Source organism: Pseudomonas gingeri (assembly GCF_013386115.1).
In the GTDB taxonomy this organism is placed as follows: domain Bacteria; phylum Pseudomonadota; class Gammaproteobacteria; order Pseudomonadales; family Pseudomonadaceae; genus Aquipseudomonas; species Aquipseudomonas gingeri.
The window spans coordinates 54,420-68,495 of record NZ_JACAOR010000012.1 but is presented as its reverse complement, the minus strand read 5'-3'; the positions used below and the strand labels follow the sequence as shown (position 1 = coordinate 68,495).

General features: G+C 65.0%; 12 protein-coding genes. 3 read left to right on the top strand and 9 right to left on the bottom strand.

Annotated features, from left to right (window positions below; genetic code table 11):
* Position 1 precedes the first annotated feature (1 nt).
* From HX881_RS23835 to HX881_RS23815, 5 genes are all read right to left on the bottom strand, one after another.
* Complete coding sequence (locus tag HX881_RS23835) at positions 2–862, bottom strand: MurR/RpiR family transcriptional regulator (protein ID WP_177086958.1); 861 nt, start codon at positions 860–862, stop codon at positions 2–4.
* Positions 863–2,212: a GntT/GntP/DsdX family permease gene (locus tag HX881_RS23830; protein ID WP_017126733.1), complete on the bottom strand. Its 1,350-nt coding sequence runs from the start codon at positions 2,210–2,212 to the stop codon at positions 863–865. It abuts the gene before it with no gap.
* 180 nt (positions 2,213–2,392) lie between these two features.
* Positions 2,393–2,872, bottom strand: coding sequence for a CesT family type III secretion system chaperone (locus HX881_RS23825; protein ID WP_177086957.1), 480 nt, complete (start codon positions 2,870–2,872; stop codon positions 2,393–2,395).
* A gap of 12 nt (positions 2,873–2,884) precedes the next feature.
* A complete protein-coding gene (locus tag HX881_RS23820) occupies positions 2,885–4,246 on the bottom strand; it encodes a hypothetical protein (protein ID WP_017126731.1) in 1,362 nt (453 codons plus the stop codon).
* A gap of 78 nt (positions 4,247–4,324) precedes the next feature.
* On the bottom strand, positions 4,325–5,218 hold the full coding sequence (locus HX881_RS23815; protein WP_017126730.1) for an NAD-dependent epimerase/dehydratase family protein: 894 nt from the start codon (positions 5,216–5,218) through the stop codon (positions 4,325–4,327).
* A 340-nt stretch (positions 5,219–5,558) separates the two neighbouring features.
* Between HX881_RS23815 and HX881_RS23810 the strand changes: the two genes are divergently transcribed.
* Complete coding sequence (locus HX881_RS23810) at positions 5,559–6,845, top strand: MFS transporter (RefSeq protein WP_177086955.1); 1,287 nt, start codon at positions 5,559–5,561, stop codon at positions 6,843–6,845.
* 64 nt (positions 6,846–6,909) lie between these two features.
* Here HX881_RS23810 and HX881_RS23805 read toward each other — a convergent pair whose 3' ends face one another.
* Together HX881_RS23805 and HX881_RS23800 are read right to left on the bottom strand one after the other, a co-directional pair.
* Positions 6,910–7,806, bottom strand: a complete 897-nt coding sequence (locus HX881_RS23805; protein ID WP_017126727.1) for a LysR family transcriptional regulator — start codon at positions 7,804–7,806, stop codon at positions 6,910–6,912.
* A gap of 59 nt (positions 7,807–7,865) precedes the next feature.
* On the bottom strand, positions 7,866–8,633 hold the full coding sequence (locus HX881_RS23800) for a sulfite exporter TauE/SafE family protein (protein WP_177086953.1): 768 nt from the start codon (positions 8,631–8,633) through the stop codon (positions 7,866–7,868).
* Between the two features lie 83 nt (positions 8,634–8,716).
* Here HX881_RS23800 and HX881_RS23795 point away from each other — a divergent pair, with 83 nt between their 5' ends.
* On the top strand, positions 8,717–9,601 hold the full coding sequence (locus HX881_RS23795; RefSeq protein ID WP_177086951.1) for a LysR substrate-binding domain-containing protein: 885 nt from the start codon (positions 8,717–8,719) through the stop codon (positions 9,599–9,601).
* A 104-nt stretch (positions 9,602–9,705) separates the two neighbouring features.
* A complete protein-coding gene (locus tag HX881_RS23790) occupies positions 9,706–10,053 on the top strand; it encodes a cupin domain-containing protein (RefSeq protein WP_017126724.1) in 348 nt (115 codons plus the stop codon).
* 63 nt (positions 10,054–10,116) lie between these two features.
* On the opposite strand, the gene HX881_RS23785 is transcribed toward HX881_RS23790, so the two are convergent.
* Positions 10,117–11,610: a hypothetical protein gene (locus HX881_RS23785; RefSeq protein WP_146049185.1), complete on the bottom strand. Its 1,494-nt coding sequence runs from the start codon at positions 11,608–11,610 to the stop codon at positions 10,117–10,119.
* A 153-nt stretch (positions 11,611–11,763) separates the two neighbouring features.
* Positions 11,764–14,028, bottom strand: a complete 2,265-nt coding sequence (locus HX881_RS23780) for a type III effector HrpK domain-containing protein (RefSeq protein WP_177086949.1) — start codon at positions 14,026–14,028, stop codon at positions 11,764–11,766.
* Positions 14,029–14,076: the final 48 nt, after the last annotated feature.

Genomic DNA, 14,076 nt, shown 5'->3' with positions numbered 1-14,076 from the left:
ATCAGTCTCCCAGCGGCAGATTGTCGGGGCCGCCACGGTATTCATCGAGGGCCAGCTTGATCCGCCGCAGCCGCTCCTGGTTGTCCTGCGGCAGCGACAGCGCCACTTCGGTGGACAGCACATCGATGGCCAGCAGCATGCCGTAACGGGCCGCCGTCGGTTTGTAGATAAAACTGGTTTCGGCGCCCTGCAGCGGCAGCAGCACATCGGCCAATTGCGCCAGCGGCGAATCCGCCCGGGTGATAGCGATGATCGACGCGCCATAGTTGCGGGCCAGGCGCACCGCTTCCAGCAACTCCGGCGTCAGGCCGGTCAGCGAGCAGACCAGCAACGTATGTTCGGGACCGAGGGTCGCGGCGGTGACACGCATCATCACCGGGTCGTGACAGGCCGCGATCGGCAGGCCCAGTCGCACCAGCCGGACCTGCAACTCCTCGCTGCACAGCGCCGAGCTGCCGCCGAGACCGAAGGCATGGATCATCCGCGCCTGGGCCAGCAGCCGCACCGCGTCGGCAAAGTGCACCTGGTCGAAACCGGCCAGGTGTTCGTGCAGGGTGATCTCGATATCGCTGACGATCTGCCGGAAAAACGCCGACTGCTCAGGGCGCCCCACCGGATCGAGAAAACGGCTGCCGACCCCACTGGCCTGGGCCAGTTGCAAGCGCAGGTCACGCAGGTCGCGGCAACCGACGGTGCGGGCAAAACGCGAGAGCGTCGCGGCACTGACTTCAGCCCGTTCGGCCAACTCGTCGAGGCTGGCCGAAGCGGCATGGCCGATGTCTTCGAGAATCACTCGGGCGATGCGCCCTTCACCGGCGCTGAAGGCGTCCTGGCGGGCACGGATCTGATACAGGATGTCCATCTACAGCCACTCCGAAAGGCCCAGGGTCAAGCCGAAGGCGACCAGCGAGATCAGGGTCTCGAGCACGGTCCAGGTCTTGAACGTTTGCATGACGGTCATATTGAAGTATTCCTTGATCAGCCAGAAGCCGCCGTCGTTGACGTGGGAAAAGATCACCGACCCGGCACCGGTCGCCAGCACCAGCAATTCCGGATGCGGGTAACCCAGGCCGACTGCCACCGGCGCGACCACCCCGGAGGCGGTGGTCATGGCGACGGTCGCCGAGCCGGTGGCGATACGCATCAGCGCGGCGAACAGCCAGCCCATGAACAGCGGCGACAACTGGAATGCGTGGGCCAGGCCGACAATCTGGTCGGTGACCCCAGCGTCGATCAGGATCCGGTTCAGGCCACCACCGGCACCGACCAGCAAGGTGATGCTGGCGGTGGGCGCCAGGCATTCGTTGGTGAACTTGAGGATCGCCTCGCGGTTGAAGCCCTGGGCCAGGCCCAGGGTCCAGAAACTCAACAGAGTCGCCAGCAGCAGGGCGATCACCGAGTTGCCGATAAACAACAGGAACTGGTTGAAGCCCGAACCCGGCGTGGACAGCAGATTGGCCCAGCCGCCGATCATCATCAGCAGCACCGGCAGCAGGATGGTGATCATGGTCAGGGCAAAGCTCGGCAGTCGCTTGCGCGGTTCGCGCTCGATGAACTGGCGTTCCAGCGGGTTCTCGGCGGGCAGCTGGATATGCGGCACGATAAACCGGGCATAGAGTGGGCCGGCGATGATCGCCGTGGGAATGCCGATCAGGATCGCATACAGCAGCGTCTGCCCCACCGAGGCCTGGTACGCCTGCACCGCCAGCATCGCCGCCGGATGCGGCGGCACCAGGGCGTGCACCACCGAGAGGCCGGCCACCATCGGCAGGCCGACCATCAGGATCGACACCCCGACCCGCCGTGCCACGGTGAAGGCAATGGGCACCAGCAACACGAAGCCCACCTCGAAGAACAGCGGCAAGCCCACCAGGAAGGCGATGCAGACCATCGCCCAGTGCGCGTTGCGCTCGCCGAACCGCTCGATCAGGGTTTGCGCGACCCGCTCGGCGCCACCGGACTCGGCCATCATCTTGCCGAGCATGGTGCCCAGGGCGACCACCAGGGCGATATGCCCCAGCGTCTTGCCGACCCCCGCCTCGTACGCCCCCACCACGCTGCCCGCCGGCATCCCGGCCAACAGCGCGAGGCCGACGGACACCAGGGTGATCACAATGAACGGATTGATCCGGTAGCGCGCGATCAGCACGATCAGCGCAATGATCGCAATCGCCGCATACAGCAGCAGTCCGTAGCCCGGTGGTGGCGTCATGGCGGGTTCCTCGATAACGGTATCTGGAAAACTCTTATGAAAACCAGAATGCATTAGCGGGCAGCACCGACCAACCTCCATGAAAATAACTTTCGCACAGAGGTATGAAGTGTCGCTCAGAGAAATCCCGAACCGGGAAAAATGAAAATACGCCGCGGTATTTTCATCAGGACCAGTGGCCTAGCTGCGCGGTATCGCTCCGCGCAACGGCGTCTTCCGCATCGGCTGTCGCGAAGCCTGTTCGCGGGCCTTCAGCTCTTCCAGGCTCAGCGCCAGCCAGTTGCCCAGCTTGTCGGCCTGCTCCGTGAAGCGCTCGAACAGGCGCTGCATCGCGCTGTGGTCGAGCATGAGGAAGGGCTGGCGGGTCCACAGGATGACTTTCTTCTGCTCGACAATCGCCCCGGTCAGGATCGGCGGATGCTCCAGCCCTAGCAGATTGCTCTGGAGCAGGATGGCCAGGGTACCCGGATCGTCGAAGCGTTGTTCCGACACCGGCAGCAGGCAACTGACCGTCAGGAAGTCATGGGGCGACTCGCGCCACTCCAGCACCAGGCCGCTCGGCAAGGTCATGACATAGCTGTCGGACACCTCCAGCTCTCGTTCGTCGATACCCATCTGGTGAAACACCGGGGACAGCACTTGTTTCAACTGGCTCGCCATCGACGACTTTCCTTATCGGATGATCATGTTGCGCATCCGCGCCATCAGTGAATTGGAGCGCTCGCGGCGGGCCGGCGGCGTCTCGCGGTAGCGGCCGCCGTCGCGTGTCGAAGACGGCTCGCGCCGGGCACTGACCGACGGCGCCCGGCGCCGCTCCACGGGAGGCGGACCGTAGTTGGGGATCACCGGCCGTTCGCGGGTGCTGAACGATTCCGCCCGGGCCCGCGACGTCGAGGGCCGACCACGGGAGTAATCGCTGTTATCCACCGGCGGCCGGTAGTGCCGGGGATCGACACGATAGTCGTCCCGCGGTGGAACATAGGGGGTAACGACCGGACGCGACCAGGTATTGATGCTATCGGCACGAGGACGGGGCAGTGGCGGCGCGGGGGTGCTGATCGAAGCGCTGCGCCCACGGGAATGCCCGTTCACCGGGGGGAAGTTCATGGTATTGACGATCGGCATCGGGGCCGGAGGCGGGTTGCGCGGCACCTCCGTGCCATCCCGCGTATCCAGGCCCAACTGCCTCATCCGGCGCTTGAACTTGTACTCCGGGAAATCCTGGTCCTGGCGCCGCACATCACCCTGGTTGCGGTCGCCCTCATAGCGCATGCCGAGGTTCTTCGATGCATGCACCTGGGTGTAGAGCTTGGCGTTTTCCAGCAGGAAATCCGTCAGTTGCGCCTTGCCCGCCGGATAGCTCGGCCGCAGGCGGGTGAACTCCCGGTCGACCTCGCGCTGGCTGGCCTTGGGCCCGTTGAACAGGCGTTCGCGCTCTTCCGGATCGTAGCGCGGTTGATAACGATGCAGGACCTCGGGGTTGGCCCCCAGCAATGAAAACTCCTGGCGGCGCATGGCCCGCCCGAACTCCGGCCAGGCATCGGAAATCACCGTGTTGTTGTCCACCCGCGAATCGCCGATTTCCACGAAAGTATGGCCGACATCCCTGGCCTGCAAGATCGACACCTGCTGGTGTTGCCCTTCGGCGCCCGCCAGCAGCAGCGCGTTCACCGCGGCCATCTGGTCGCAGTTGCCGGCCTGGAAGCGTGCCGCGGTGCGGGCAAAGTCGGTGTACCCCTGATTGGCGCTGACGTCGTAGACCACCACCGTGCGCTTGTAGGCTTCGGCCTCGCTCGCCCGGACATGCTTGCGCTGGTTGCCCGAGCCGTAGTTGAGGATCTTCCAGGTGTCATCGATGGCGCGATTGGAAAACATCAGCGCATTCATCTGGGCCACGGAAACCGTCGTCGTCGCCTTGAAATGCCGGGGGTCACCGGAGGCCAGTACCCGGCGCGTCGACACCGTGTGGTCACGATCACCGCTGTTGAAATGGCGGGAACTGGCGGAAAAGGTTCGATCCGTCGATAAAGGCATGGCGCAGGGCTCGCGAGAAGGAGTCCTGTTGTGTGGCTCCATCGCGCGAAGTGGTTCCGTTGCCGGGCCCGCCGCGCGTCAGACCATTTCGTTGAGGATCCACTCGGTGACCGAGGTGCGCTTCGGTACCCAGCCCAGCAACTCACGGGCATTCTTGCCACGTACCCGGCTGTTGGAGCCCAGGCCGTAGTTGGCCATTTCATAGCCCCACTCGGCTTCGGCATCCGCCAGCGGCCAGTCCTGCGGCTCGCCCAGGTCCAGGGCCTTGGCCATCGCCGTGGTCATGTCGATAAACGAGGCTTCGCCACTTTCGACAAAGTAGAAGGTGCCCGGCGGATTCTTGCTCAGGGCCAGCAGGTACAGGGCCACCACATCTTCGATATGCACGTTGGACCAGATGTTCCGACCACTGCCGACATGGCGCACCACACCGCTCTTGCGTGCCTGTTTCAACAGGCGCGGCAGCTGCACGCTGTCGCGATTCACGCCCAGGCTGTGGCCGTAGATCAGGGTGTTGCAGATCACCGCCGAGCGCACGCCGAACTTCGCCGCGCCAAGGATCAGGTTGTCGATGGCCACGCGGGCGGCCTTGTCGACGGTCGGTTCCGGCAGGTTGTCTTCGTAATAGACGATATCGCTGGCCTTGCCGCCGGACGCATCGCCAACGATGCTCGAACCGCTGGTGTGCAGGAACATCTTGTCGGAACCACGCAGGGCGCCGAGCAAGGCTTCGACCGCACCGCGATGGTCGCTGCTGGCGGCGTTGATCACCGCATCGGCCTGGCGCGCCTGTTCGGCGAGCAGCATGCTGTCGTCGAGGGTGCCGATCACCGGGGTGATGCCCAGGCCGCGCAGTTCTTCGGCCTGCTCGGCGCTGCGGACCAGACCGGTGACCTGATGGCCGGCCGCGATCAGGCCGGTGGCGATGGAGCCGCCGATAAAGCCGGCTGCGCCGGTAACGAATACGTTCATGGAGAAACTCCGTGGATGAATAAGTGATGGAATGAGTATCGAAGACTTATCCGTGCCGAATAACCCCGTACCGCCCAATTCACTCTTGCATTGAATTCACGAATCCTGAGCGTGACCGTCACAACCGTCCGGTGGTTTGTCCGCTGGCGCGTCTCAAATAAATGACAAATGACATTTAAGTTGACAAGCATCTCGCGATCCGGCGAAATAATAGATGTTACAAAACATTTATTCGACAAACCTGGCAGGCCATCCACGCTGTCCCTTGCGCTCGCCACGTGTTGCCCGTCGATGCTGTTGCCGATACCTCCACCGACACCGCACGCACAAGGAACACCTCATGCTGTCTACATTGGTTGCAAACCGCCTGGCCAGGCGCCAGGTCCACTATGGCTGGGTGGTGGCCGCCGTCACCTTCCTGACCATGCTGGTGATGGCTGGCGCCATGGGCGCGCCGGGGGTGTTTATCGTGCCCCTGGAACATGAGTTCGGCTGGAGCAGCGCGCAGATTTCCTCGGCCCTGGCGATCCGCTTCATGCTCTACGGGTTGATCGGTCCCTTCGCGGCGGCGTTCATGAACTACTTCGGCCTGCGCCGGGTAGTGCTGGCGGCGCTGGTGATCGTGCTCGGCGGCATGATCGGCTCGATGTTCATGAACAGCTTCTGGCAGCTGGTCCTGCTCTGGGGCGTGGTGATCGGCATCGGCACGGGGCTCACCGCCATGGTCCTCGGGGCCACGGTGGCGACCCGCTGGTTCTCCCATCGTCGCGGCCTGGTGGTCGGCTTGCTGTCGGCCAGTTCGGCCACCGGCCAACTGCTGTTCATGCCGCTGATGGCCTCGCTGACCGAGCACTATGGCTGGCGCCTTGCGCTGGGCCTGATCTGCGCCGCCATGGCGGTGGTCGTGGTGACGGTGATCGCCCTCCTGCGCGACCGCCCGGCGGACCTGAACCTGCCGCTGTACGGCGAGCGTGAAGTGTTGCCGGCCCCCGCCCATCGCGGCAGCCTGCTGCAGATGCTGATCAGCCCGCTGAAGGTCCTGCGTGACGTGTCGGGCAGTTGGACATTCTGGGTGTTGTTCCTCACCTTCTTCGTCTGCGGAGCCAGCACCAACGGGCTGATCCAGACCCACTTCATCAGTATGTGCGGCGACTTCGGCCTGGTCGCCACCACCGCGGCCGGCATCCTGGCGATGATGGGCATCTTCGACTTCTTCGGTACCGTGGGTTCGGGCTGGCTGTCGGACCGTTTCGATAATCGCTGGCTGCTGTTCTGGTACTACGGCCTGCGCGGCATCTCCCTGATGCTCCTGCCGTTCACCGACTTCACCGTGTTCGGCCTGTCATTCTTCGCCGTGCTCTATGGCCTTGACTGGATCGCCACCGTACCGCCCACGGTCAAGCTGGTGGCACAGAAATTCGGCGGCGAGCGGGCCAATATCGTCTTCGGCTGGGTGTTTGCCGGCCACCAGTTGGGCGCGGCCTTCGCCGCCTACGGCGCCGGGCTGACCCGCACCTTGCTCGCCACCTACATCCCGGCCTTCTTCATCGCCGGAATGCTCTGCGTGATCGCCGCGCTGATCGCCCTGTCGATCCCGGTGCTGCTGAAAAAGCAGGCGGCGCACTGACCCGATGATCGCTCCCGTGGGAGGGGGCTTGCCCCCGAAGCTTTTGATCGTTCCCACGCTCCGGTTAGCTGGCGTACCCCGCCAGCTTGCCCTGGATGAAATCGAGGAAGCACTGGATGCGCAACGCCAGCTGCGAGTTGCGGTAGTACACCGCGTGGATCGGCTGGCGATAGCCGCTGTTGGCCTCGGGCAGGATCACTTGCAGGCGGCCGGACTGGATGTCCTGGTGGGTCATGAAATGCGACAGGCAGGCAATGCCCTGCCCTTCCAGTGCCAGTTGGCGCAGGGTCTCGCCGCTGGAGGCGCTGATGCCCGGCTGGATCTGCCAGCGGTCACCCTGGGCATGACGCAGCGGCCAGTGGTTGAGGCTCTCGGTCTGGGTGAACCCGAGCAGGGTGTGCGCGGATAACTCACTGACAGTGGCCGGCACGCCATGGCGCTCCAGGTACGCGGGACTGGCGAGGATATTCAGCGGGCTGCTGCCCAGCGAACGCGCATGCAAGGTCGAGTCCGCCAGGTTGCCGATGCGGATGGCGATATCGGTGCTCTGCTCAAGCAGGTCGATGATCAGGTCGTTGCTGTTGAGCTCCAGCTGGATATCCGGGTACAGGCTGCGGAACTCGGCGATGTACGGCACCACCGCATGCAGCATGAACGGCGACGCGGCATTGATCCGCAGGCGCCCGGCCGGTGTCTGCTGGCGCAGGGACAGTCGCTCTTCCAGCTCGTCCATCTGCTCCAGGATCTGCTTGGCCCGCTCGAAGAAGAACTTGCCCTCCTCGGTCAGGTCCATGCGTCGCGTGGTGCGGTTGATCAGCGTGGTGTCGAGCTTGGCTTCCAGCCGCGACAGGCTGCGACTGACCGCCGACGGCGTCTGGCCGACCTGCTCGGCCGCTGCCGAAATCGAACCGCACTCGATCACGCTGACAAAGATCTGCAACTCATCGGATCTGGCTTTCACCTTGGCCCCTCATCTGGAAACAGGCCTGATAGTAGCCGTATGCGGGGCAAAAGGAACCACTAGCCGCTGATCAACAGGTGCCCGCCCAGCACGCCCATGCCGATGAAGAACACCCGCTTGAACAGCACGGCACTGATCCGCTGGCGCAACCATTGGCCCAGCCACATGCCGAGCAGGGCCGGCACCAGCGCCAGCAACGAGGCACCGAGCGCGCCCTCGCCCAGGGCGCCGCGCCAGAACAGCCCCGCCGCCAGGGCCAGGGTCGAGACCGTGAACGACAGGCCCAGCGCCTGCACCAGTTGGTCCTTGTTCAGTCCCAGGGCTTGCAGGTAAGGCACCGCCGGGATCACGAAGACGCCGGTGGCCGAGGTGATCACACCCGTCACCACGCCACACAGCGGCCCCAGCCAGCGTTCGGAGCGGCTGCCCACCCGCAGGGTCGGCAGGAACAGCCCGCACCCGGCATACAGCAGCAAGGCCGCGCCCAGTGCCCGCACCGCCCAACCGCCGCTCTCGATCCCACCGAGCCACAGGGTGCCGGCCGCCGTGCCGAGGAAGATCGCCAGCAACAGCGGCCACAGGCGCTTGAGCAGCGCCGGCAGATGCCCGCCCGCCGCCAGCTGCCAGACATTGGTCAGGGTCGCCGGAATGATCAGCAGGGCCGCAGCCTGCGCCGGTACCATAGCCAGGCCGAGCAGCCCCATGGCGACCGTCGGCAGCCCGAGGCCGATCACGCCCTTGACCGTACCGGCCAGCAGAAAGGTGCCCAGCACCAGCAGGGAAAGGGCCAGGCCCAGTGTCTGGTAGAACTCGAGATAAGTATTCATGGGCCCATGCTGGACCCGGCGAATGCATTTGAAAATCTGCGATTGCCTGAGCTAGCCTCTGCCAATACAAGAGGCTGAAAACCATGCACTTCGATCTGACCGACCTGCGCCTGTACCTGAACATCCTCGATGCCGGCAATATCACCGCCGGCGCGACCCGCAGTCATTTGTCCCTGGCGGCGGCCAGCGCGCGGATCAGGGCCCTGGAAGCATCCCTCGGCACGCCGTTTTTCCAGCGCGGTCGCCGTGGCGTCACCCCCACCGCGGCGGGCAAGGCCCTGGCGCAACATGCGCGATTGATCCTGCAACAGAGCGAGCGCCTGCGCCAGGACCTGGCCGACTACGCCAACGGGGTCAAGGGCCAGGTCCGCCTGCTGTGCAACACCACGGCGATCAGCGAATACTTGCCGGAACGTCTCGCCGACTTCCTGCGCGAGCACCCGCCCATCGATATCGACCTGCAGGAGTTGCCCAGCCTGCGCATCGTCCATGCCATCAGCCAGGGCGCCGCGGAACTGGGCATCGTCTCCGACGCGGTGGACACCCAGGACTTGCAGACCCTACCCTTTCACGACGATCCGCTGGTGCTGGTGATCCCCGACGGGCACCCGCTGGCCGCGGTCCCGCAGCCGCGCTTCAGCGATGCATTGCGCCACGAGCAGGTCGGCCTGGCCGCCGCCAGCGCACTGGCGGTGTACCTCGAAGAACAGGCCTTGCACCTGGGCCTGCGCATGCAACTGCGCGTGCGGGTCGACAGCTTCGACGCGGTGTTGCGCATGGTCGCCCGCGGTGCCGGCCCGGGCATCGTGCCCCAGGCCACCCTCGACCGCTGGCCGGCCGATGAGCGGCTGATCAGTCGCCCGCTGCCCGAACCCTGGGCCCGGCGCAAACTGCTGCTGTGCGCGCGCTCGTTCGAACACCTGCCGTCCTATGCCCGAGCCCTGGTGGAGGCTCTGAAACCGCAATGACGCCGTGCGCGCATGGACAGGTGGATGTCGACCCTGGACATTCGCCGGGCGGCCGCGACCGCTAGGGTGCAGGCTTCATTCAGAACCTGCGCCCGGAGCCCAGCATGTCCAATCCACCGATTACCGTTCTGCGCGACACCCACCCACTGCCGGTGCTCGATGCCTGCAAGTGGGAAAAGCTCGAAGGCGACCCGCACACCGTCAACCTCAACGCCTACACCAGCGAGGACGGCAGCAAGATCATGGGCACCTGGATCTGCACTCCGGGCAAATGGCGGGTCGAATACGTGAAGTGGGAATACTGCGACTTTCAGGAAGGCTATTGCGTGATCACCCCTGATGGCCAGGAGCCGATCCACCTGAAGGCTGGCGACAAGTTCATCATTGAACCCGGCATGAAGGGCACCTGGGAAGTGGTCGAGACCGTGCGCAAGTATTTCGTCTTCGCCTGAGCCCCACACATGAAAAGCCCCCGGCTGCGTTGGCAACCGGGGGCTTTTTCATTCACCCAGGGGTCAGACCTGCGAAGCCGGATTGGGCTGGGTGCTGCTGCTCGCCACGGCATTGGCCGGGGTCGGTGTTGGGGTGTTGACCGGCGCGTTGGCGGTAGCCGCAGGACGACGGCGCACGGTGTTGATCGCACCCGCCAGCAGATCGGCGCCGGACGCGGCGGCATCGCCGAGCCCGTCCATCATGTGGCTCACGCTCTGCTTGGCCCCGGCATAACCCGAGCTGATCTGCTTGCCGGCGGACTCGGCCTTGGCCGCCACCTGGGTCTGGACCTTGTCGGCAATGGCCTGGGCCTTCGGTGGTACGTCCTCCTGCAGCACCTTGACCGCATGATCGCTGGCAGGACCGGCCAGGGTCGAGGTCACGCTCAGGCCGGCAAAGGCCAGGGCCGACATGCCGAGGTTGGTCGCCTGGTCCACCGCGACCTTCGCCACCGGTGAGAAACCGGCCCGGGTCGCGGCCTCCTTGACCAGGCCACGGACCTGCGACGCCACGGCGAAACCACCGCCCAGGGCCAGGCCATTGTTGGCCAGGCTGGTCATGGTGGCGGCGCCGGCGATGGACTTCAGGCCGTCGGTCATGATGTCCAGCGGCAGCTTGGCCATGCGCTTGGCGCCATTGATCAGTGGGTCGCGGGTCGGATTGCAGTCCCGCAGCGTCTCGTACTGCTTCTTCCAGTCCTGGCGCCCGAACAGGTACTCGGGACCGGCGCGGTGCGCCCGCGTGTCATGCCCGCGCATGATGCTGGCGAAACCGGCACCCGCAGCCATCCCGCCCAGCGCGGACATACCGGTATCCACCGCCGCGGCCGTCTTCGGACCCGAAGTCGCGGTCAGCGTGGTATTGAGTACGCCGCGCACCGCGTTGCGCAGGGAAAAGGTCTGGGTCGCCACGGCGTTCTGCAGGGTCTGCGTGCCGAGGTTTTCCGAGGCCTTGGCTTTCTGGGCGTCCTGCATCACCGGTTCGAGGCTTTCGGCCGGAGCCTTGAGCCAGAAGGTGTCATGGGTCGCCTTCGACAACAGGCCGCCACCGACCACGTCCGCCGCACCGGAGAAGGCACCGGAGAGAAAGCCGCCATAGGCCGGGCTGTGGGCGGCATCGGCGGAAATATCCGGCACGCGATCGAGCACCACCGAGGCGACACCGAACGGAATACCGCCCACCGCGCCCTGGGCCGGCACTGCCACGCGGTCCATGCGCGCGGCCTTGTCCAGCAGGCGCTCGACGTCATCGGCGGTCTGGCCCATGGCGTGCAGCTCGTCGGCGCGGCTGTCGATCAGGGTCTTGAGGGCCTCTTCGTTGTCCGCGGTCTTGTGCGGCTCGAAAATGTCGGCCATTTTCTGCTTCAGCCCTTCCAGGGCTTGCGGCGTGCCGGGCTGGACCCGGTCGACGGCGGTCGCCCGCGACGGCGTTTGCATTTCCACGTCGTGCGAGGCATTTGCCTGCCGTTGCGAAGTGGTCAGGTAATGGCCCCCTGAGGTCGAGGATGGAATAGTCATTGGCGTCTTGCCTCGCTGTTATACGAAAAATTTCCGTTCAAGCACGGGGTTGAAGGCATTTGCAGAATCTTGCACAGCTGTGCGAATCGGTGAAATCGACACACTCACGGTCTTGCTCCTCTGCTCGATGGCATCAATCACTGGCGCCTGGGATCAATGCGCCCGGGGAATGCCGAACTGGTCCAGGGTCGGATCGACGTTGTGATCGAACTGTTTCTGCGCGTGGTGTTTCTTCACCGCTTCGATGATCGCGGCGATGCCGAAACCCAGGCTCATGGCCGCATCGATGACCCAACCCACCGGCCCGGCCGCCGCACCGATGGCGGAGGCCGCTGCCATGCCGACCGCTTCACCGGCCACGGCCCCGGCAATGCGCCCGCCGATGGAACCGGCCAGGCGCCCGAGCCCGACCGAGACTTCGCGGCCGGCCAGCTTGCCGGCGGTCTCGATGCCGTTCCTGGCGGCCGACAGCCCGGACTTGGCATTGTCGTAGCCGTCCTTGAACTGCTGGGCCTTGCTTTTCGGTGATGCGGCATCGGCGCCGGCACCTGGGTCGAGCATGCCTTCGAGCAGTTCGCGGCCCTTCTTCGACTGCTGCAACTGGCCGACGGTGGTGTTCATGTAGCTGTCCTGCTGCCCACGGACGAAGTGCTCCGGCAGCACGCTGTCATAGGCCGCCTTGCGCGCATCGACGGTTTGCAGGGAGTCGCCGACATCGGCCTTCTTCTGCCCCAGCAGTTGCTTGAGGGCACCGCCTTCGCTGAAGTTGGCCTCATAGGACTGCTTGAGCCGGGCCTGGACCTGCGGCTGTCCGCCGATCACCTGCTGGGCGCTGGGCAACTTGGTATCCGGGCCCAGCAGGTCCTGTTGCATCTGCAACTGGGCCGACAGGCCGCTGATCGCACCGCTGTAGTCAGCCTTGCTGCTGTCGCCGTTGGCCTTGCGGTCGGCGGTGCTCATGTCGTTACGCAGCGCCTGGCCGCTGGTCACCTGTTGCAGCTGTCCCTTGACCGCCTTGGCCAGGGCCGGGTCGCTGGCCACCAGGGCGCGCTCCTGGCTCGGCACCGCCTGCTTCATGTAGGCCTGGACATCCGGATCGGCCTGCAACTGGGCGATCTTTTCTGCCAGCGCGTCTTCGGTCTTGCCGGTCTTGTGCAGGTCGCGACCGGCCACCACGCTTTGCTGGGTCTGTTGCAGCTTGACCATGACCGCGGCTTTCTGCGCGCCGGTGTAGTTCTGCGGCTGCTCGAACACCTGCTTGTCGAGTTTGCTGATATCGGTACCGGCCACGGCGTTCAAGGTCGCCGCATCGCTGAGCATGGAGGCGAATTCGCCACCGTTGGTGGGGGCCTGCTTCTTCACCCAGTCGCCGATATTCGCCGGATTGAACAGCTTGTCCGGGCCATGGGTGGCCAGGCCGCGGCCGGACAATCCGCCCTGGTCGAGCATGTTCAGGAAGCCCGGCTGGGAGAAGGTCTTCGCCGACTGCTTGAGGGTACCGGCCAGGCCCGGGTTGCTCTTCTGCAAGGCCTGCAGGCCATCGGCGCTGGTCAGGTTGTCGACCTTGGTTTCGCCCTCCGTGCCGGCGGCATGCTTGGGGTCGGCGGCCGCGGTGAGTGGCGCGTTGGCCTTGAGCAACAGGGCCGAGCGGACCATCTGCAACGACTGCGGGTCAGCTCCGGGATTGTCCTTCTGGTACTGGGCGAGATCCTTGGCCGCGCCATCCGCGGCGCCCTGCATCTTCTTGGCGAACGCCTTGAGGTCACCGTCGCTGATCTTGCCGTCGGCCTTGCCGCCATGCTTGGCGGTGTCGATGGCCGTCTTGAGGGCCGGGTTGTCGTTGATGAACTTCATCGCCTTGGCCCCGTCGGGACCTTTCTCCAAGGCCATGCGCGCGGCGGCGATCGGTCGATTGAGCTCTTTTTCCGCCTGCAGGCGCTGGTCCGGCGGCAGGTTGGCGACCATCGGTGCCCAGCGCTCCAGGTCCTTGGGCGAGGAGTACTTCGAATCATCGAGGAAACTGGCTTCCGCACTCGGCTTGGCGGCCGGTGCCGAGCAATCGTTGGCCGCGGCAGGTGCCGCCGGAGCCGGAGCCTGCACCGGCGTCGCCGGGCAGGCGCCTGTAGCCGGCGCAGTCTGTGTCGCAGGGGCACTGGTCGCGGGCTTGTCCGGAACCTGGCCCTCGGGTTTCGCATCCCCGCCAAACAGTCGCTTCAACAGCTGGCTGATCATGGCTTTCAGATCATCCGCCGAATCGGTGCCCGGATGCTGCTGCAAGGCCTGCTGGGCAAATTGAACGCCGAAATCGAATGCCGACTGACTATCGAGCTTGGGCTCCTTCGTCGAAGGAGCTGCCGCCATGTCGCCGCCCAGCATGGGAGAACCGGTACCGGAAAAAGGTGTAGTGGAAATGCGCATGAGAGGTCGCCATCGTCAGTCGAACATATCGCTGTGTGGCGCGACCGA

Excerpts from the sequence above, each read along its gene's own strand:
- HX881_RS23835 (WP_177086958.1), bottom strand. The coding sequence starts at position 862 with ATGGACATCCTGTATCAGATCCGTGCCCGCCAGGACGCCTTCAGCGCC.
- HX881_RS23830 (WP_017126733.1), bottom strand. The coding sequence starts at position 2,212 with ATGACGCCACCACCGGGCTACGGACTGCTGCTGTATGCGGCGATTGCG.
- HX881_RS23825 (WP_177086957.1), bottom strand. The coding sequence starts at position 2,872 with ATGGCGAGCCAGTTGAAACAAGTGCTGTCCCCGGTGTTTCACCAGATG.
- HX881_RS23820 (WP_017126731.1), bottom strand. The coding sequence starts at position 4,246 with ATGCCTTTATCGACGGATCGAACCTTTTCCGCCAGTTCCCGCCATTTC.
- HX881_RS23815 (WP_017126730.1), bottom strand. The coding sequence starts at position 5,218 with ATGAACGTATTCGTTACCGGCGCAGCCGGCTTTATCGGCGGCTCCATC.
- HX881_RS23810 (WP_177086955.1), top strand. The coding sequence starts at position 5,559 with ATGCTGTCTACATTGGTTGCAAACCGCCTGGCCAGGCGCCAGGTCCAC.
- HX881_RS23800 (WP_177086953.1), bottom strand. The coding sequence starts at position 8,633 with ATGAATACTTATCTCGAGTTCTACCAGACACTGGGCCTGGCCCTTTCC.
- HX881_RS23795 (WP_177086951.1), top strand. The coding sequence starts at position 8,717 with ATGCACTTCGATCTGACCGACCTGCGCCTGTACCTGAACATCCTCGAT.
- HX881_RS23790 (WP_017126724.1), top strand. The coding sequence starts at position 9,706 with ATGTCCAATCCACCGATTACCGTTCTGCGCGACACCCACCCACTGCCG.
- HX881_RS23785 (WP_146049185.1), bottom strand. The coding sequence starts at position 11,610 with ATGACTATTCCATCCTCGACCTCAGGGGGCCATTACCTGACCACTTCG.
- HX881_RS23780 (WP_177086949.1), bottom strand. The coding sequence starts at position 14,028 with ATGCGCATTTCCACTACACCTTTTTCCGGTACCGGTTCTCCCATGCTG.